The organism is Methylorubrum rhodinum (assembly GCF_014199935.1).
Lineage (GTDB): Bacteria > Pseudomonadota > Alphaproteobacteria > Rhizobiales > Beijerinckiaceae > Methylobacterium > Methylobacterium rhodinum.
In genome coordinates this window covers 1-18,534 of the sequence record NZ_JACHOP010000028.1, presented here as the reverse complement: position 1 = coordinate 18,534, position 18,534 = coordinate 1, and the positions used below count along the sequence as shown (strand labels likewise).

General features: G+C 70.4%; 18 protein-coding genes and 2 tRNA genes. 14 read left to right on the top strand and 6 right to left on the bottom strand.

All coding sequences use genetic code 11. The features are described 5' to 3' along the window. Positions 1–128 precede the first annotated feature (128 nt). The 5 genes from HNR00_RS22105 to HNR00_RS22085 all read left to right on the top strand — a co-directional run bounded on the left by HNR00_RS22105 (position 129) and on the right by HNR00_RS22085 (position 4,088). On the top strand, positions 129–1,964 hold the full coding sequence (locus HNR00_RS22105; RefSeq protein ID WP_183573143.1) for a reverse transcriptase family protein: 1,836 nt from the start codon (positions 129–131) through the stop codon (positions 1,962–1,964). A gap of 256 nt (positions 1,965–2,220) precedes the next feature. Next, positions 2,221–2,922, top strand: a complete 702-nt coding sequence (locus tag HNR00_RS22100) for a hypothetical protein (RefSeq protein ID WP_183573141.1) — start codon at positions 2,221–2,223, stop codon at positions 2,920–2,922. A 106-nt stretch (positions 2,923–3,028) separates the two neighbouring features. After that, entirely contained in the window at positions 3,029–3,697 is a 669-nt protein-coding gene (locus HNR00_RS22095; RefSeq protein WP_183573139.1) for a Maf-like protein, read from the top strand. After that, positions 3,694–3,897, top strand: coding sequence for a DNA gyrase inhibitor YacG (locus tag HNR00_RS22090; protein ID WP_183573137.1), 204 nt, complete (start codon positions 3,694–3,696; stop codon positions 3,895–3,897). Before HNR00_RS22095 ends, HNR00_RS22090 begins: the two co-directional genes overlap by 4 nt. Before the next feature lie 115 nt (positions 3,898–4,012). Further along, positions 4,013–4,088, top strand: a tRNA-Phe gene (locus tag HNR00_RS22085). A gap of 261 nt (positions 4,089–4,349) precedes the next feature. Here HNR00_RS22085 and HNR00_RS22080 read toward each other — a convergent pair. Then, positions 4,350–4,613 carry a hypothetical protein gene (locus tag HNR00_RS22080; RefSeq protein ID WP_183573135.1) on the bottom strand — a complete coding sequence of 88 codons (264 nt, stop codon included), beginning with the start codon at positions 4,611–4,613 and terminating at the stop codon, positions 4,350–4,352. A gap of 152 nt (positions 4,614–4,765) precedes the next feature. On the opposite strand from HNR00_RS22080, the gene HNR00_RS22075 reads away from it, so the two are divergent. Beyond that, the gene (locus tag HNR00_RS22075; RefSeq protein WP_183573133.1) at positions 4,766–4,957 is read left to right on the top strand and encodes a hypothetical protein; all 192 of its coding nucleotides are present in this window, start codon (positions 4,766–4,768) and stop codon (positions 4,955–4,957) included. Positions 4,958–5,134: 177 nt separating this feature from the next. Here HNR00_RS22075 and HNR00_RS22070 read toward each other — a convergent pair whose 3' ends face one another. Together HNR00_RS22070 and HNR00_RS22065 are read right to left on the bottom strand one after the other, a co-directional pair. After that, positions 5,135–5,992, bottom strand: coding sequence for a prephenate dehydratase (locus HNR00_RS22070; protein ID WP_183573131.1), 858 nt, complete (start codon positions 5,990–5,992; stop codon positions 5,135–5,137). A 13-nt stretch (positions 5,993–6,005) separates the two neighbouring features. Beyond that, the gene (locus HNR00_RS22065; protein ID WP_183573129.1) at positions 6,006–6,749 is read right to left on the bottom strand and encodes a 3-deoxy-manno-octulosonate cytidylyltransferase; all 744 of its coding nucleotides are present in this window, start codon (positions 6,747–6,749) and stop codon (positions 6,006–6,008) included. A 261-nt stretch (positions 6,750–7,010) separates the two neighbouring features. Between HNR00_RS22065 and HNR00_RS22060 the strand changes: the two genes are divergently transcribed. The 5 genes from HNR00_RS22060 to HNR00_RS22040 all read left to right on the top strand — a co-directional run bounded on the left by HNR00_RS22060 (position 7,011) and on the right by HNR00_RS22040 (position 13,801). After that, positions 7,011–7,943, top strand: a complete 933-nt coding sequence (locus HNR00_RS22060) for a c-type cytochrome (RefSeq protein ID WP_183573127.1) — start codon at positions 7,011–7,013, stop codon at positions 7,941–7,943. 373 nt (positions 7,944–8,316) lie between these two features. Beyond that, the gene (locus tag HNR00_RS22055) at positions 8,317–10,230 is read left to right on the top strand and encodes an extracellular solute-binding protein (RefSeq protein ID WP_183573125.1); all 1,914 of its coding nucleotides are present in this window, start codon (positions 8,317–8,319) and stop codon (positions 10,228–10,230) included. Then, positions 10,227–12,101, top strand: a complete 1,875-nt coding sequence (locus tag HNR00_RS22050; RefSeq protein ID WP_183573123.1) for an extracellular solute-binding protein — start codon at positions 10,227–10,229, stop codon at positions 12,099–12,101. Before HNR00_RS22055 ends, HNR00_RS22050 begins: the two co-directional genes overlap by 4 nt. A 3-nt stretch (positions 12,102–12,104) precedes the next feature. Continuing rightward, positions 12,105–13,202: a microcin C ABC transporter permease YejB gene (locus HNR00_RS22045; protein WP_183573121.1), complete on the top strand. Its 1,098-nt coding sequence runs from the start codon at positions 12,105–12,107 to the stop codon at positions 13,200–13,202. 71 nt (positions 13,203–13,273) lie between these two features. Further along, positions 13,274–13,801 carry a GNAT family N-acetyltransferase gene (locus HNR00_RS22040; protein ID WP_183573119.1) on the top strand — a complete coding sequence of 176 codons (528 nt, stop codon included), beginning with the start codon at positions 13,274–13,276 and terminating at the stop codon, positions 13,799–13,801. Between the two features lie 25 nt (positions 13,802–13,826). Here the strand turns inward: HNR00_RS22040 and bla are convergent, their stop codons facing one another. Next, complete coding sequence (gene bla, locus HNR00_RS22035; RefSeq protein WP_512698594.1) at positions 13,827–14,687, bottom strand: class A beta-lactamase; 861 nt, start codon at positions 14,685–14,687, stop codon at positions 13,827–13,829. A gap of 104 nt (positions 14,688–14,791) precedes the next feature. Here bla and HNR00_RS22030 point away from each other — a divergent pair, with 104 nt between their 5' ends. From HNR00_RS22030 to HNR00_RS22020, 3 genes are all read left to right on the top strand, one after another. Then, a complete protein-coding gene (locus tag HNR00_RS22030; protein WP_183573115.1) occupies positions 14,792–16,324 on the top strand; it encodes an acetate--CoA ligase in 1,533 nt (510 codons plus the stop codon). A 61-nt stretch (positions 16,325–16,385) separates the two neighbouring features. Continuing rightward, positions 16,386–17,168, top strand: a complete 783-nt coding sequence (locus tag HNR00_RS22025; protein WP_183573113.1) for a glycosyltransferase family 2 protein — start codon at positions 16,386–16,388, stop codon at positions 17,166–17,168. Between the two features lie 35 nt (positions 17,169–17,203). Further along, positions 17,204–17,296: transfer RNA gene (locus tag HNR00_RS22020), tRNA-Ser, on the top strand. A 244-nt stretch (positions 17,297–17,540) separates the two neighbouring features. Here the strand turns inward: HNR00_RS22020 and HNR00_RS22015 are convergent. Both HNR00_RS22015 and HNR00_RS22010 read right to left on the bottom strand, forming a co-directional pair. After that, a complete protein-coding gene (locus HNR00_RS22015) occupies positions 17,541–18,149 on the bottom strand; it encodes an IS630 family transposase (protein ID WP_376770406.1) in 609 nt (202 codons plus the stop codon). Continuing rightward, a partial coding sequence (locus tag HNR00_RS22010; protein WP_376770405.1) for an integrase core domain-containing protein occupies positions 18,085–18,534 on the bottom strand: 450 nt, incomplete at its 5' end. The genes HNR00_RS22010 and HNR00_RS22015, both read right to left, overlap by 65 nt.

Below are 18,534 nucleotides of genomic sequence, written 5' to 3'. Positions count from 1 at the left end.
GGGTTCGCCGAACCCAAACGCCGCCGGGTGGTCGTGCCGGCATCGAGTGGAGCGTGCCGGTCCCGAGACTTGACGAAGGCATTCCGGCCGGCGTCCCTCGTTCCATTTCCTGCTTCCGAGGGCTGCCCATGAGCACGCAGCCCGGCTCGCTGACCCGCCAGCAGCTCTACGACCGCATCCGCGAGTCCTCGAAGGACGAGGTGATCCTCGAGGAGATGATCCGCCTCGGCTTCTGGCCGGACGGGGCGGACCGGCCGAACGTCCCCGCCGACCTGATCCGCCGCCGCGGCGAGATTTCCCGGGAACTCGCCGACCTGCACCGCCGCGAGGCGCTGTGGCGCGATCCGGAGGCTGCGCTCAAGGAGATGCATCGCCGCCGCAAGAAGGCGGCCCTGGAGCGGCGGCGCGAGACCAAGCTGCGCAACGCCCGCACCCGCCACGAGCGGGCGCTCGCGTGGCACGCGCGCCGCAACGAGGACGTGCTCCATCTCGGCGAGGGCGTCTCGGCCGGCCTCTTGGCACCGGACGAGACCGGGCGCGAACCGGGGCCGGGCCTGCCGAGGCTGGCGAACCCCAAGGCGCTCGCCCAGGCCATGGGCATCCCGATGGGCGAGTTGCGCTTCCTCGCCTACGACCGGGCGCTCGCCACCGTCAGCCATTACCGCCGCTTCACCATCCCGAAGAAGACCGGCGGCACCCGCCTGATCTCGGCGCCGATGCCGCGGCTGAAGCGGGCGCAATACTGGGTGCTCGACGCGCTGCTGGCCCACGCCCCCGTCCACGAGTCTGCCCACGGCTTCGTCCCCGGCCGCTCGATCGTCACCAACGCCAGCGCCCATGTCGGGCGCGACGTGGTGGTGAACCTCGACCTCAAGGATTTCTTCCCGACGCTCGATTATCGCCGGGTCAAGGGCAAGTTCCGGGGGCTGGGCTATGCCGAACCGGTCGCCACCGTACTGGCGTTGCTCTGCACCGAGCCGGATACCGACGACATCGAGATCGACGGCCAGCGCCTCCACGCGGCGCGGGGCCCCCGCCGCCTGCCGCAGGGGGCGCCGACGAGCCCGGCGCTGACCAACCTGATCTGCATCCGCCTCGACAGGCGCCTCACCGGCCTCGCGAGAAACCTCGGCTTCACCTACACGCGCTACGCCGACGACCTCACCTTCTCCGCCTCCGGCACGGCGGCGGAGAAGGTTGGGCCGCTGCTCAAATATGTCGGCGAGATCGTCGCGGCCGAGGGCTTCACCGTCCATCCCGACAAGACCCGGGTGATGCGCCGCGGCCGCCATCAGGAAGTGACGGGGCTGACCGTGAACGAGCGGGTCGCGGTGCCCCGCGAAACGCTGCGCCGGTTCCGCGCCCTCCTCCACGCCCTCGACCGGAACGGGCCCGCCGGCCGAAGCTGGGGCCGCAGCGCGGATCACGCCGTGCTGCGGGCGGCGCTGGGCTTCGCCCACTTCGTCCGGATGGTCACGCCCGAGGCCGGCGCCCCGCTGGTGGCGCAGACCCGCCGGCTCGCCGAACGGCACGGCGTAGGCGTTGGCGAGGCGCGCCCGCGCATCCCGTCGTTCCGTCAGCGTTCGGCGGAGGGCGCGGTGCCGCTGGCGCGCTGGTGGAGCCCGGCGGAGCCATCCGCCCCGCGGCCCGACCCGATCCTGGCGGAAGCCGAGGCCGAAGCGGCGAAAGCCGCGGAGCACGCCCGCCGTCCCGCCGCTCCCGGCCGCAGCGGCCTGCCCTCGATCGGCCGAGCGGGCCCGTCGGGTGCCGCGCGACCGCTCGGCGACCCGGAACCCCCGTCGGGGAGCGGCGCGGACGGCGGAACGATGAAGCCGTGGATGGTCGTGCTCGGCGTCTTCGTCCTGTTCCAGGCCGGCGCGGTCGTGCATCCCGTCATCGGCCTGCTCGTCCTCGTGGCGGCCGTTGTGATCGGGCTGCGGCGCTGGTTCCGCCGCCGCCGCTGAACGCCGACTCGGCGAGCCGCACGGAGCGCCGAAGACGCTGCTGCCGCATCGGGTCGTGGAAGGGCGGTGAGACGTCGGAGGGGATGGTGGGTGCGACGGTGATCGAACCTGTGTGACCCGACCGGCTGGACCCGAACCCGTACGGTCCCCGATGCCGAGCAGGCCTTTCCCGAGCCGCCGACGCGTTCGTCGACGCCCGCTCTCGGGCGCCTCGCCGACGCTCGTGCGGTGCGCCGCCGCATGCGAAGGAGGTCCGATGACGGACCAATCCGACGGAGTCCGGCCCCTCCGCGCCGGGGCCCGGCCCACGCTGTTCGACGCGGCCTCGGCGTACCTGCCGTTCTTCGACGATCTGCCCGCGTCGGTCGTCGCGCGGCTCGCCGCCGGAGGGTACGGACGCGGGCTGCTGACGGCCTCGCTCCGGGCTCGCCTGCGCAAGGCGGGCTTCGCCGACATGGGGGCGCTGGCGCTGGCTTCTCCGGCCGATCTCATGGTGGTGCGCAAGGTCGGCCCGGTGCGGGTCGACGCGATCCGGGCGCATCTGCTCGGCGAGATCGCCCGGCTCGTTCCGGGGGCGCGAGTCCTCCACGACCGGACCGCGACCGACCGGCGGCGCATGGAGCGTCTGCGCGCCGTGCCGCTGGAGCGACTTGCCCTCGACGCGGCCCTCGTCGGCCGGCTCGCCCCTGCCGGCACGACCTGCGCCGATCTGGCCTCGCGGCGGCGTCCCGAGATCGGGCCGGACCGCGCGTCGAGTGCGGCCGACCTCGACAGGATCGTCGCTGCGCTCGTTCGGGTGCTGCTGCCGGAATCCCCACGGGTCCCGCCGGCGGCGGATCCGGAAGCCGGGGAAGAGGCGCTCGCCGCGCACGACTGCGCCGCGCTTCTGCGGGACCGGGACCGCGAATGGGACGAGGCGGCGCCCGCACCCCCCATCCGGCCGGGCCGGACGCCGTGAGCCTCCGCCTCGTGCCGCGGGCCGGCAGGCGCCCGGTGGGGGTGCGCGAGCGGATGTATCTCGCCCGCGTTGCGGTGCGCCTGGGCTTGTGCGTAAGACCACGGCGATGACCGACCGTCCGACTCCCGAGGGCACGCCGCCGATCTCCGGCGCTCCGGCCCGTCCGCTCCTCGTTCTCGCCTCGGCCTCGCCACGGCGGCTGGCGCTGCTGCAGCAGGTCGGGATCGAGCCGGACGCATTGCTCCCCGCCGACATCGACGAGACGCCGCGCAAGTCGGAATCGCCCCGCGAACTCGCCCGCCGCCTCGCCCGCGGGAAGCTGGAGGCGGCCCAGGCCGCGGCCCGGCGGCGGGAGGACCTGCGCGGCGCTTATCTCGTCTCCGCCGACACCGTGGTGGCGGTGGGCCGGCGCGTGCTGCCGAAAGCCGAGACCCTCGACGAGGCCGCCGATTGCCTGCGCCTGCTCTCGGGCCGGGCGCACCGGGTCTATACCGGCGTCTGCGTGCTCTCGCCCAAGGATCGCTTGCGCGAGCGCATGGTCGAGACGCGGGTGCGCTTCAAGCGCCTCTCCAACCGCGAGATCGAGGGCTACCTCTCCTCCGGCGAGTGGCGCGGCAAGGCCGGCGGCTACGCCATCCAGGGGCTCGCGGGCGCCTTCGCGGTGAAGCTCGTCGGCTCCTACAGCGCGGTGGTCGGCCTGCCGCTGAACGAGACCATGAGCCTCCTCGAAGGCGAGGGGTTTCCGGTGCGAGGCGCCTGGGGAGCGGCGGCGTGAGGGCGGCCCCGGCGAAGAAGGCGCCGCCCTGCCCGATCTGCGGCCGCCCGGCGACGCCTGAGGCCAAGCCGTTCTGCTCCCCCCGCTGCGCCGACATCGACCTCGGCCGCTGGCTCGGCGAGCGCTACGTCATTCCGGGACCGGTCGACGAGGACGCCTCTCCCCCGCCGCCGGAGCGCGGCGACGACCGCTCCCGCTGAGGCCGTCACCGCTTCGTCAAAAAACCCGACCCCGACAGGCGAAACGAGGCTGGACAGGACCCCGAGCCTTCCTTATACCCCCGCTCCGTCGCCAGCGCACAGCGCAGCGGCCGATGCCCAGGTAGCTCAGTTGGTAGAGCATGCGACTGAAAATCGCAGTGTCGGTGGTTCGATTCCGCCCCTGGGCACCATAACTCCCTGCAGACATTGATATATGGCAGATCACGGCTTGGCTTGACTGCCGTCCGTTGCGCGAACCTTCGCGAAAACTTGCCCTGATTTGAAGCCTCTCGTCGCGGTTTTCGCGAGTCCGCCCGCCTTCGCGACCGGGATCGGTCCAGTAGGGCTCGGTGGCGTTCGATCACCGCCGCAACACGTCGAAAACGCTTCGGCCGCTGCCACCATCGCGGACATGGCCGCGTAGCTGGCTCATCGCCAGCCACATCCGCCGTCTACGGCGCGTTGCAGCCGATGCAGATGTCGCGCACGACGCGCTCCCGCTTCGGACCGGTCGCTTGGTTCGGCAGGCGCCCATCGGGTCGCGGGACCGCTTGGTGAGCACTCATCGCCCAGGGCCGCCGGGCTGGCGCCTCGGCCGGTTCAGGCTGCGGGGCGGGTGCGCGGGGTTCGGTCAGCATCATGCCCTGTGCCGCCGCATCGCCGGCGGCGAGGACGCTCGCCAACACCACAATCAGGATCACGCCTCTGGCCGCCATGACCGCCTCCCTGCCGGAGGCCAACGCGGGACGCCGGGAAACGGTCCCCTGCGGGCGTCGTCCCGCGCGACGCGGCCTTCCGAGTTCGGGATACGGGCCTCCCTGCGCTTCCCACCCCGCCGAAACGGCAAGCGACAACGGCGAGGACTCGCATGGCCAAGGACGTGATGGCCTACACCCTGAAGCAGGCGCTCGCCGCGCGGGTGGACGATCACATCGAGATCGCCGTGGAAGCCGAGGACGGCACCAACCTCAAGATCCGTGCGAGTTCCGAGCCGCTCGACGCGCTGACGGGCGATCTGGAGGCGATCCTCGATGGGGACGACTCGGGCGAAGCGGCCTGAGCGGCTTCACGTCAACTCATTCCCGTCATTCCGGGGCCGCGGAGCGGAACCCGGAATCCACGACTGGCCGCGACGCTTCTCGTAGCCGTGCATCACGAGTGGATTCCGGGTTCGCCTGCGGCGCCCCGGAATGACGGTGGTGAGGCTGCGAATCCCAACTCCAACATTCCAAAAGAATCACTCGGCGGCCTGCCGCGTCGCCTCGCGGAACGGATGGGCCGGGTAGGTGCCGAGGATGCGCAACTCGCGGGAGAAGTAGCGCAGTTCGTCGAGCGCCCGGCGCAGGCCGTCGTCTTCCGGGTGGCCGTCGACCTCGGCGTAGAACTGGGTCGCGGTGAACTGGCCCTCGATCATGTAGCTCTCGAGCTTCGACATGTTGACGCCGTTGGTCGCGAAGCCCCCGAGCGCCTTGTAGAGGGCGGCCGGGATGTTGCGGACCCGGAAGATGAAGCTCGTCACCGTCGGTTCGCCGCCGGGCTCCGGCTGCACCGGCTCGGGCGAGAACACCACGAAGCGGGTGGTGTTGTGCGCCTCGTCCTCGACATCGCGCTCCAGGATGTCGAGGCCGTAGACCTCCGCGGCCATCGCCGGGGCGAGCGCGGCGCGGGTCGGATCGCGCAGCTCGGCCACCTCGCGGGCGGCGCCCGCGGTGTCGCCCGCCACCACCGGCTTCACCCCGAGGCGCCGGATGATGCGGCGGCACTGGCCGAGCGCGTGGATGTGACTGTGGACGGTCCTCACACCCTCAAGCGGGGCGCCGGGCAGGACCATGAGCTGAAAATGGATCGGCAGGAAGTGCTCGGCCACGATGTGCAGCCGCGAGATCGGGATCAGGTGGTGGATGTCGGCCACCCGCCCCGCGATCGAGTTCTCGATCGGAATCATCGCGAGCGCCGCTTGCCCCTCGTTCACCGCGGCGAAGGCGTCCTCGAAGGTCGGGCAGGCGAGGTAGGTCCAGCCCGGATAGGCCTGGGCGCAGATGATGTGCGAGTTGGCGCCGGGCTCGCCCTGATAGGCGATGGTGCGGTCGGTCATGGGGTGATGCGCTTCAGTTCAGGCGGCGGGCGGCGAGGAGGGCCCGGGCGCGTTCGAGATCGGCCGGCGTGTCGACGCCGAGCGGCAGGTCGGTGACGATCGTGGCGTCGATGCGCATCCCGGCCTCCAACGCGCGCAGCTGCTCCAGCTTCTCGCGTTGCTCCAACTCGCCCTGCGGCAGGCTCACGAAGCGGCGCAACGCCTTCCGGCGATAGGCGTAGAGGCCGATATGGTGGAACAGCGGCCCCTCCCCCCAGGGCGCGCGGGCGCGGGTGAAGGCGAGCGCCCGCAGGCGGTTCGGGCCGACATGGTGGCCGATGATCTTGACGACGTTCGGGTCGTCCGCCTCCCCCGCCCGCTCGATCCGGGCGGCGAGCGTGGCGATGTCGACGGCGGCGTCGGCCAGCGGCGTGATCGCGGCGGCGATGATGCCGGGATCGATCGTCGGCAGGTCGCCCTGCACGTTGACGACGACGTCGTGGTGGCCCTCCGGATCGACGATCTCCAGCGCCTCCGCGAGGCGGTCGGAGCCGGAGGGGTGGTCGGGCCGGGTCGTGACGGCGAGGCCGCCGCGGGACTCGATCGCGGCGACGATCTCGGCCGCGTCGGTCGCGACCACCACCGGGCCGATGCCGGATTCGACGGCGCGGCGCCAGACATGGACGATCATCGGCTCGCCCGCGATGTCGGCGAGCGGCTTGTTCGGCAGGCGCGTCGCGGAAAGACGCGCCGGAATCAGGATCAGCGGATCGGACATCGCCCGGATACGGCCTCGCGCGGGTGGCGTCGGGGCGAGGCTCTACCAGGGAGGGCCGGGCTTGTCATGACGGCGAGCCCGGAGCACGGCGGCGCAAAAATCGCTTCAGAACCGCTCGTGCGACAGCGCGCAGCGCGCACGGCCCATTGTCAAGATCGGTTCCAAACGGCTAATCACCCTCGCACTCTTCCAAAGTCCGGCGTCTTGCCCGTCGGGCCCCCATCCGCCGGGCTCTCTTCCCGTGCGCCGGAGCAGTCGAGCATGGATTCCTTCGAGCTGAACAAGGTCGCCGGCGCGGTACTCGGCGCGCTGTTGTTCGCGGTCGGGTCGGGCTTCGTGGCGGAGCTGATCTATCACCCCAAGCCCGCGGGCAATGCGGGCTATCCCCTGCCGGAGCCCGAGCCGAAGGCCGCCTCCTCCGAGGCCGCCGCGCCGAAGGCCGAGCCGATCGCCGTGCGTCTCGCGAGCGCCGACGCCGAGAAGGGCAAGGCCGGCACCAAGGCCTGCGCGGCCTGCCACAGCTTCGAGAAGGGCGGCCCGAACAAGGTCGGCCCGCACCTCTGGGACGTGGTCGAGCGCCAGAAGGCGCACGAGCCGGGCTTCGAGTATTCCGCCGGACTCAAGGAGAAGGGCGGCACCTGGACCTACGACGATCTCGACCACTTCCTCGAGAACCCGAAGGCTTACGTGAAGGGCACCAAGATGGCGTTCGCCGGCATCGGCTCGCCGTCCGAGCGCGCCAACGTGGTCGCCTACCTGCGCACGCTCTCCGACAGCCCGAAGCCGCTCCCGGCCGCGGAGAAGAAGGAAGAGCCGAAGAAGGACGAGGGCAAGGCGGCTGAAAAGGCTGCCGAGAAGCCCGCCGAAGCGAAGCAGGATGCCAAGCCGGCCGACGCCAAGCCTGCGGATGCCAAACCGGCCGAGACAAAGCCCGCCGAGACCAAGGCCCCCGAGAGCGCGACCGGCGACAAGGACAAGAAGCCGGAGAGCAACGCGCCCCAGGGCAATCAGGGCGACGGCAAGGACACGGCTCGCCCGGTGCCGGCCCCGGAGAAGCAACCGCAGCAGAACGAGGTCGCTCCGACCCAGCCGGACATCGCCAAGCCGTCCGCCGACACCGACGCGAAGCCGCAGCCGACCGCCCCGGAGGCCCCGCCGGCCACGGACAAGCCGGCCGAGGCGCCCAAGCCCTGATTTTCTGAGCGAGACGAGGCCGGGCCCAGTGCCCGGCCTTTTTCGTTCCGGACGAGGCTTCGCGCACGAGCCGAGGCGTGGTGCCAAGCGGGACCGAATTCCACCGCCGTCATTCCGGGGCGCTGATAAGCGAACCCGGAATCCATGACTGGCCGCGACGCTCAGCTTCTATCGCGCATCACGGGTGGATTCCGGGTTCCGCTGCGCGTCCCCGGAATGACGGCGGTGGATTGATCGGGGCCCCGCAAGGCCCCTCGCTCAGCGCCGATCAAGCGCCTGCGCGGACGCGACCGCTTGGCGGGGGGAGCCCGCCGTCCTAGAACGTCGGCCAGAAATTCTCGTGTTTAATGAACGATCGGGAGAACGCGCCAACGTGACGGACCACGCCGTGATCGCTCGCCGCAGCTTCCTTGCCGGAGCCCTCGCCGCCCTCGGATTGCGCGGCCCGGCCGCCGCCCAGGAGCCCGCGGAATCGGCGGCGAAGGCCTCGGCGCAAGAGGCTCCCGGCCAATGGCGCCACGCCCTGACGCTGCTGGGCGAGCCGAAATACGGCCCCGACTTCCCCCACTTCGAGTACGCCGACCCCAAGGCCCCCGTCGGCGGCCTCGTGCGCCTCGGCGCGCAGGGCGGGTTCGACAACCTCAACATGATCGTCAACGGCCTCAAGGGCGATCTGGAGGGCGGGATCACCCAGATCTACGACACGCTGATGGAGGATTCAGGCGACGAGCCGTTCTCCTCCTACGGCCAACTGGCCGAGGCCGTGCGGATCGCCCCCGACGGGATGTCGGTCACCTACCGTCTGCGCAGCGGGGCCCGCTGGCACGACGGCAAGCCGCTCACCGTCGAGGACGTGATCTGGTCCTTCGACACGCTCAAGGCCAACAGCCCGTTCTACGCCGCCTACTACCACAGCGTGACCAAGGCCGAGGCCACGGGCGAGCGCGAGGTCACCTTCCGCTTCTCGGAGGCCGGCAACCGCGAACTGCCGCAGGTGCTCGGCCAGATGCAGGTGCTGCCCAAGCACTGGTGGACCGGCACGGACGCCAACGGCAAGCCGCGCAGCGCCAGCGAGACCACGCTGGAGATCCCGCTGGGATCGGGCCCCTATCGCCTCTCCAAGATCGATGCCGGCCGCTACGCGATCTACGAGCGCGTCGCCGATTACTGGGGCAAGGACCTGCCGGTGAACCGCGGGCGCAACAATTTCGGCACGGTCCGGTTCGAGTATTTTCGCGACGGCTCGGTGCTCTTGGAGGCGCTCAAGGGCGACCTCTACGATTTCCGCACCGAGAACATCGCCCGCAACTGGGCGACGCAGTACGACGACTTCCCCGCCGTCAAGGAAGGCCGCCTGATCAAGGAGGAGTTTCCGGGGCGTGGCACCGGCATCATGCAGGCCTTCGTGTTCAACCTGCGCCGGGACAAGTTCAAGGACGAGCGGGTGCGCCGCGCCTTCAACCTCGCCATGAACTTCGAGGAGATGAACCGGCAGCTCTTCTACGGCCAATATCAGCGCATCGACTCGTACTTCTTCGGCTCGGAACTCGCCTGTTCCGGCCTGCCCGAGGGGATCGAGCGGGCGATCCTCGACGGCGTGAAGGACAAGCTGCCCCCCAAAGTCTTCACCGAGCCCTACAAGAACCCGGTCAACGACACGCCCGAGGCCGTGCGGGCCAATCTCCGCCAGGCCGTCGGCCTGCTCAAGGAGGCGGGTTACGAGCTGAAGGGCGGGCAGATGGTCTCCAAAGCCAGCGGCGAGCCGCTGACCGTGGAGTTCCTCGAATTCCAAAACGTGTTCGAGCGGGTGATCCTGCCGTTCGCCGCGCAATTGAAGCTCATCGGCATCGGGTCGAGCGTGCGGGTGATCGATCAGGCGCAGTACCAGAACCGCCTGCGCGCGTTCGATTTCGACATCACCACCTCGAACTGGCCGGAATCGCTCTCGCCGGGCAACGAGCAGCGCGAGTACTGGGGCTCGGCCTCGGCCGACAAGCCGGGCTCGCGCAACATCGCCGGCATCAAAGATGCCGGGATCGACGCGCTGATCGAGAAGCTGATCTTTGCCGGCGACCGCGAGACGCTGGTGGCGGCGACCCGTGCGCTGGACCGGGCGCTGCTGTCGCACAACTACGTCGTGCCGCAATGGTCCTCGCCGGTGACGCGCACGATCCGCTGGAACCGGTTCAGCCGCCCGGCCCTGCTGCCGAAATACGGCGGGTCGGGCTTCCCGACGACGTGGTGGTACGACGAGGCGCTGGCCTCGAAGACGGGAGCGCCGCGTTGAGCGGCGCACCCACCCGGCGCGGTCTCGTCCTCGGCTCCGGAGCGCTCGCGCTCGCCGCCGCCCTCCCCCGCTCGGCCCGCGCCGCGGCCTCCGGCCCGAGCCACGGCCTGTCGAGCTTCGGCGAGCTGAAATACGGGCCCGGCTTCCCGAGTTTCGACTACGTGAACCCGATGGCGCCCCGCGGCGGGCGGTTCTCGACGCAGCTCGTCCAGACCTTCGGCAATCAGGCCTTCGACACCTTCGACACGCTCAACCCCTACGTCTTCCGCGGCAACGGCGCGGCGGGGCTGAACTTCACCTTCGACAGTTTGATGGTGCGCGCCCTCGACGAACCGGATGCGATGTACGGCCTGATCGCCCGCACGGTGGAGACGAGCGAGGACGGGCTGACCCAGCGTTTCCGCCTTCGGCCGCAGGCGCATTTCCACGACGGCTCGAAGCTCACCGCCCGCGACGTCGCGTTCTCGCTGAAGATCCTGCGGGACAAGGGCCATCCGGCGATCGCGCAGGAGATCCTCGACCTCGAGGACGCGTCGGCAGAGGCCGACGACGTGGTGCTGGTGCGCTACAAGCCGGGCTACGCCCGCGACCTGCCGCAGACCGTGGCCGGCCTCCCCGTCTTCTCCGAGAGCTGGTGGAAGGGCCGCGACTTCGAGGCCTCGACCCTGGAGGCGCCGCTGGGCTCTGGTCCCTACCGGGTCGGGCGGATGGATGTCGGGCGCTTCATCGAACTGGAGCGGGTGGCCGATTACTGGGCCGCGGACCTGCCGGTGAACGTCGGGCGCAACAACTTCGAGGCGTTGCGCTACGAGTATTTCCGCGATCGTCAGGCGGCGTTCGAGGCGTTCAAGAGCGGCGCCTTCATCTACCGCGAGGAATTCACCTCCTCGATCTGGGCCAACGGCTACGACTTCCCCGCCGCCCGCGAGGGCCGGGTCAAGCGGGTGACGCTGCCGAACAACGCGCCGGCCAGCATCCAGGGCTGGTGGTTCAACACCCGCCGCGAGGTGTTCAAGGATGCGCGGGTGCGCGAGGCGATCGGTCTGTGCTTCGACTTCGCCTGGACCAACCGCAACCAGATGTACGACACCTACGCGCGCACGGAATCGTTCTTCGAGCGCTCGGACCTCAAGGCCACGGGCAGGCCCGGCCCGGACGAACTCGCGCTGCTCGAACCCTTGCGCGACGCCCATCCCCAGCATCTCCCGGCGGAAGTGTTCGGCGAGGCCTGGGTGAGCCCCGCCAGCGACGGCTCGGGCCAGGACCGGGCGCTTCTGAGCCGCGCCAACGCGCTGCTGAAGGAGGCCGGCTGCACCCGCGACGGCAGCGTGTTCAAGCTGCCGGGCGGCGCGCCGATCGCGTTCGAGTTCCTCGACAACGATCCGATCTGGGAAGCCCGCACCCAACCCTTCATCCGCAACCTCGCACGCCTCGGTATCCAGGCGCGCCAGCGCATCGTCGATGCCTCGCAATACCAGCTGCGGCTGCGCGACTTCGATTTCGACATCGCGATCCGCAACGCCTCGCAGGGGGCGACGCCGGGGGCCGAGCTGCGCACCAGCTTCGGCTCCAGGGCCGCCGCGATCCCCGGCACCAACAACCTCGCCGGCATCGACAATCCGGTGGTCGACGCCCTGATCGAGAAGGCGGTGACCGCCGCCTCGCGGGCTGAGCTGGAGGCCGCCTGCCGCGCGCTCGACCGGGTGCTGCGGGCGGGCCGCTACTGGATTCCGATGTGGTACGCTCCGAGCTACCGGCTCGCGACCTGGGACGTGTTCGGCCATCCGGCGACCCCGCCGGCCTACGGCCTCGGCACCCCCGACCTGTGGTGGTACGACAGGGACAAGGCCCGGCGGATCGGGCGGGACTGAGACATGCTCGGCTACATCCTGCGGCGCCTCGCCCTCATGATCCCGACCATCTTCGGGATTATGCTGATCACCTTCGCGATCATCCAGTTCGCCCCCGGCGGGCCGGTCGAGCGCGTGCTCGCCCAGCTCCAGGGCCAGCAGGAGGGCTCGCTCAGCCGCGTCACCGGCGGCCAGGGCGACCTCGGCGGCGGGGCGAGCCGCGGCGGCTCGGAGACCACCAAGTATCGCGGTGCCCAAGGGCTCGACCCGGCCTTCATCAAGAAACTCGAAGCGCAGTTCGGCTTCGACAAGCCTGCCCCCGAGCGCTTCGCCAAGATGCTGTGGGACTACGCCCGGTTCGATTTCGGCCGCAGCTACTTCCGCGACGTGTCGGTGATGCAGCTCATCAGGGAGAAGCTGCCGGTCTCGATCTCGCTCGGCCTGTGGATGACGCTGATCTCCTACGCGATCTCGATCCCGCTCGGCATCCGCAAGGCGGTCTCCGACGGCTCGCGCTTCGACGTGTGGACCTCGGCGGTCGTGATCGTCGGCTACGCCATCCCGAGCTTCCTGTTCGGCATCCTGCTGATCATCCTGTTCGCGGGCGGCTCGTTCGTGCAGATCTTCCCGATCCGCGGCCTCACCTCCGAGAACTTCGAGAGCTTGAGCCTGTGGGGCAAGGCGGTCGATTACGCGTGGCACCTCGCCCTGCCGCTCGCCGCCCTGGTGCTCGGCGCCTTCGCGACCTCGACGCTGCTCACCAAGAACTCGTTCCTCGACGAGATCCGCAAGCAATACGTGCTCACCGCCCGCATGAAGGGCCTGACGGAGCGCCGCGTCCTCTACGGTCACGTCTTCCGCAACGCGATGCTGATCGTCATCGCCGGCTTCCCCGGCTCCTTCATCACCGCCTTCTTCACCGGCTCGCTCCTGATCGAGACGATCTTTTCCCTCGACGGCCTCGGGCTGCTGTCGTTCACCTCGATCGTCGGGCGGGATTATCCGGTGGTGTTCGCGACACTGTATATTTTTTCGCTGCTGGGGCTCGCGGTGAACCTGCTCTCGGATTTGATCTACACGTGGATCGATCCGCGGATCGATTTCTCGGCGAAGGCGGCCTGATCCCAAGAACGTTTGCCGGCTGCGAACTGGGCTGCTATCGGCCCTCGTTCTCGCGCCCGGATGACGCCCCCGTGACCGCCCTCCCCCTCGTCATCCGCCCCGAACACCCGGCCGACGGTCCGGCGATCGAGCGGCTGCACGCCCGCGCCTTCGGGCCCGGCCGGTTCGCCCGCACGGCCTATCGGCTGCGCGAGGGCGCGGCGCCGCTCTCCGAACTCTGCCTCACGGCGCTCGTCGGCACCTACCTCGTCGGTTCGGTGCGGATCGGACCGGCGGAGGCCGAGGGCGGGCCGCTCCTGGTGCTCGGGCCGCTCACCGTCGATCCGAGTTTTTCGGACCGCGGCATCGGCTCTGCCTTGATGCGGGCGAGCCTGGAGGCGGCCCGCGGCGCCGGTCACGGCCTCGTCGTGCTGGTGGGCGATGCGCCGTTCTACCGCCGCTTCGGGTTCGCCCCGGTGCCGCCGGGGCGCCTCGTCCTGCCCGGACCGGTCGATCCGGCCCGGTTCCTCTGGCGCGAACTCGCGGAGGGCGCATCCGCGGCCGTGTCGGGCGCGATCCGGCCGGTGCGCGCGGCGTTGCGCGCGAACGTCATCGGGTAGGATCGGTTGGGGTTCGGCCCTGCTCTCACTCCGCCGCCACGGCCGTCGCGACCGAGGCGATCGCCGCCTCCCGCTCGGGCATCGGCCGGTCGGTGCCGGTGAGGTAGACCGCGACGACCTGCGCCGCCCCCTCCGGCGGCCAGATCACGCCGGCATCGTTCGTCGTGCCGTTCTCCCCCGAGCCGGTCTTCTCGCCGATGCGCCAGCCCGGCGGCAGTCCCGCCCGCAGCCGCTTCCCGCCGGTGCGGTTGTCGAGGAGCCAGCCGGTCAGCCGGTCCCGCGATGGCTGCGACAGCGCCGAGCCGAGCGTCAGCTTGCCGAGCGTCCGCACCATCGCGGCAGGGCTCGTCGTGTCGCGCGGATCACCCGGCGCGGCCTCGTTGAGCGTCGGCTCGGTGCGGTCGAGCCGGGTCACGCTGTCCCCGACGGAGCGCAGATAGGCGTTGAGACCGGACGGTCCGCCGAGCGCCCGGAGCAGCAGGTTGCCCGCGGTGTTGTCGCTGCGGATCACCGCCGCCTCGCACAATTCCGCGAGGCTCATGCCCGCTCCGCCGACCCGCGGCTCGGTGACCGGCGAGTAGGGCACCAAAGCCTCGCGCTCGAACACGATCCGGCGATCCAGGCTGTCCTGCCGCTCGTCGATCCGCGCCAGCACGGCCGCCGCGGCCAGCGTCTTGAAGGTGCTGCAAAGGGGGAAGCGCTCGTCGAGGCGCCGTCCCGTCAGCTCGCCGGAGGCGGTGTCGAGCACCGCGACGCCGAGCCGCCCGCCGGTCCGCGCCTCGATCCCCGCCAGGGCGTCCTCGAACGCGGCGGCCCGCGCTTGGCCCATCCTCAGGGTGAGGAGCGTGGCGGCGAGCCCCACCATCGTCGCCCGACGTGTCGTGATCATGCGGCCTTCCTCTTCCTGCCGGATCGCGGCCCGGTCGCCCTTCTTGACGGCCCGCAACCGGCGGCGGACACCGGGGAAGCCCTCGACCACCGGATGCCGCCGTGCCGATTCCCGACGACCGCCTGCCGCCGCCCCGCTTCAATGCGGCCCGCTCTTGCCTTGCGGAGAATGCCCGGCTTCGCGGCGACAAGACGGCGCTCGTCATGGTCGGCGAGGGCGAGGCCGTCGCCCGCCTGACCTACGCCGAGGCCGACCGCGCCGTGCGCGGCATCGCGGCGGGGCTGCTGGGCCTGGGGCTGAAGCCCGGCGACCGGGTGATGATCCGCATGGGCAACGAGGCGGATTACGTCCTCGTCTATTTCGGAGCGCTGGCCGCCGGCCTCGTGGCGCTCCCCTCCTCGCCGCAGCTCACGGCCGACGAGGCCGCCTTCCTGATGGACAATGCGGGCGTGTCCGCCGTGGTGGTCGGCGCAGGCTTCGCCAAACCGGCGGAGACCGGCGGGCGCCTCTGGCTCGACGCCGAGGCGATCGCGGCGATGAAGGCGGGCGCGCCGCTGTCCGACTACGCCGACACCGCCGCCGACGATCCGGCGACGCTGGTCTATACCTCGGGGACCACCAGCCGGCCGAAGGGCGTGCTCCACGCCCACCGCGCCGTCTGGGGCCGGCGGCCGATGCATGCCCACTGGCTCGGCCTCGCCGAGACCGACGTGATGCTGCATGCCGGCACGATGAACTGGACCTACACGCTCGGCGTCGGCATCACCGATCCCTGGGCCTGCGGCGCCACCGCGGTCCTCTACAACGGCCCGCGCGATCGCGGCGTCTGGCCCGGCCTGCTCGACCGGCACGGCGCGACGATCTTCGCCGCCGTGCCGAGCGTCTTCCGCCAGATCCTCAAATACGCCGATCTCGAGGCTCACGATCTCTCGCGCCTGCGCCACGGCGTGACGGCCGGCGAGGCGCTGAGCCCCGATCTCCTCGACGACTGGACCGGCATCACCGGCATCCCGCTCTATGAGGCGCTCGGCATGAGCGAGATCTCGACCTACGTGTCGAGCGGGCCGACGACTCCCGTGCGCCCCGGCTCCCCCGGCCGGCCCCAGCCGGGACGCTGCGTCGCCATCCTCCCCGTCGAGGGCGAGCCCGTGCGGCTGCCGCCGGGCGAGATCGGCCTGCTCGCCGTCCACCGCTCCGAGCCCGGCCTGATGCTCGACTATTGGCAGCGCCCCGAGGAGGCGGCGGCGGTGATGCGCGGCGACTGGTTCGCGGGCGGCGACCTCGCGAGCCTGGATGCCGACGGCTATCTCTGGTTCCACGGCCGCAACGACGACCTCATGAACGCCATGGGCTACCGCGTCTCGCCGGTGGAGGTGGAGAGCGTGCTCGCCGCCCATCCGGACGTCGCCGAGGTCGGCGTGGCGGAGCTGTCGGTGCGGGCCGACGTGCGGGTGATCGCCGCCTTCGTGGTGCCCCGCTCCGGCGCCGAACCCGACGCCGACGGGCTGATCGCGTGGTGCGGCGAGCGGCTCGCCGGTTACAAGTGCCCGCGCGCCGTCCGCTTCCTCGAGGCCCTGCCGCGCACGGCCAACGGCAAGGTCCAGCGCAAGCGGCTGGCGGAGGCGGCCGGATAGGCGCGCTTGTTCGCGCGGAAGGCCACGGCTACAGCGGAGCCCCGCCCCACCAGCGAAAAACATGTCGCCGCTCCCGATCTCCGTCTTCATCATCGCCCGGAACGAGGCCGACCGCATCGGCGCGACGATCCGGGCGGTGCGCGACCTGACCGACGACCTTGTGGTAGTGGATTCCGGCTCGACCGACGGGACGCAGGACGTCGCGGAGGCTCTCGGCGCCCGCGTGATCCACAACGACTGGCCGGGCTACGGCCCGCAGAAACGCTTCGCCGAGGAGCAGTGCCGCCACGCCTGGGTGCTCAACCTCGACGCCGACGAGGTGGTGCCGCCGGACCTCGCGGGCGCGATCCGCGCGGTCTTCGCCGCGGGCGAGCCGGCGCATGCGGCGTGGCGGATCGACATCGCCGAGATCTTTCCCGGCGAGACCCGGCCGCACCCCTGGGCCTACGTGCTCAGCCCGGTCCGGCTCTATCGCCGGGACCGCAGCCGCTACTCGCCGTCTCCGGTCCACGACCGGGTCGATCTCGGCCCCGGCGTCACGGCCGGGCGGCTGAGGGGCCGCGTCCACCATTTCTCGGTGCGGTCGCTCGGCGACCAGCTCGACAAGCTCAACCGCTATTCCGACCAGCAGGCCGACGACCTCGAAGCCCGCGGCGTGACGATTCCCGCCTGGCGGGTGTTCGTCGAACTGCCGGGCAACTTCCTCAAGGCGTATGTCGGCCGCCGGCACTTCGTGCGCGGCGTCTACGGCTTTCTGACCGCGATGAACTACGCGATCTCGCGCCATCTGCGCGTGGCCAAGCATTACGAGCGCCGCATCACGACCCCGCGCCGACCGGGTTGACCCGCCGCCCCGGAGCTTCTAGAGCCGAACCGCGTGGAGACGTGGCCGAGAGGCTGAAGGCACTCGTTTGCTAAATGAGCATACCCCTAATAAGGGTATCGAGGGTTCGAATCCCTCCGTCTCCGCCACTCATGCTTCGCTCCGGAAAACCGAGCGATTACAACGGCCTCCCGAGCATCTGCGCCGTCGTTCGAGTTGCGCGTAATCCGATATGATCCGTCGGATGGGGGCGAATATGATCCGGATTGAAACGGCCTGAGGGCGGCCATCCACAGGATCGGATAGCCGGTCATTGGCACTTCCGACCGGGCGGCCTCTCGTGCCCGGCGCTCCGGACCCAGCTTGCGCGCCAGATCCGCCGGCTTGGATGCCCTACTGGTCTGAGTTGGAAGTTCGTTGGCAGAAGCGTTTGACGCTGGCGAGGATGTCGTCGGCGGACTTGGTCCAGACGAACGGCTTCGGCTCGGCGTTGGTCTGGTTGATGTAGGCGTGGATCGCACGCTCCGGATTGTCCGTGGTCTCGAACACGCCGCGCTGGAGTTGCCGCCGTGCCAGCAGGGCGAACCAGCCCTCGACGAGGTTGAGCCACGAGGCCGAGGTCGGGGTGAAGTGCAGGTGCCAGCGCGGGCGCTTCAGCAGCCAGTCGTGGATCAGTTTGGTCTTATGGGTGGCAGCGTTGTCGAGCACCCGATGCACGTCGAGATCGGCCGGCACGTTGGCCTCGACCTCATCGAGGAAGGTGCGGAACTCGACGGAGCGGTGAAGCCTTGCGCAGTGGCCGATAACGCGACCGGCCTGCACGTCCAGCGCCGCGAACAGGTCGGTGGTGCCGGCCCGGCGATAGTCGTGCGTGCGCCGCTCGGGCTGGCCGGGCCGCAGTGGTGATCTGCCCCCACGAGGTGGTCCAAGTTCGAAGTTAGTGCAGGGTCGGCCTTTGCTCCACGGGTAGCTTGGCCGGCGGAGCCGGTCGGGTGAGCGCAGCCGGCCAAGCGGACGAGGCAGGCACGAACACCTCCGGGGCCGGCGGCCGATAGCCGAGGGAGGCGTGCGGACGCACACCGTTGTAGTGTCGTCGCCAACTCTCGATCACGATCTGCGCCTCTTTGAGCGTGTAGAAGATCTCACCATTCAACAACTCGTCTCGTAGCCGTGCGTTGAAGCTCTCGACATAACCGTTCTCCCATGGTGAGCCGGGTGCGATGTAGGCTGTCCTTGCGCCAACGCCGGTGATCCAGGCCTGCACGGATTTTGCGATGAACTCCGGGCCGTTGTGATCCGCCCCCATGGGAGTGGTCCGCCCTGAGGTATGGCCTGCGGGCCAGGACGAGGACGGACAGATGGGAACGAAGCGGCACAAGCCGGAGGA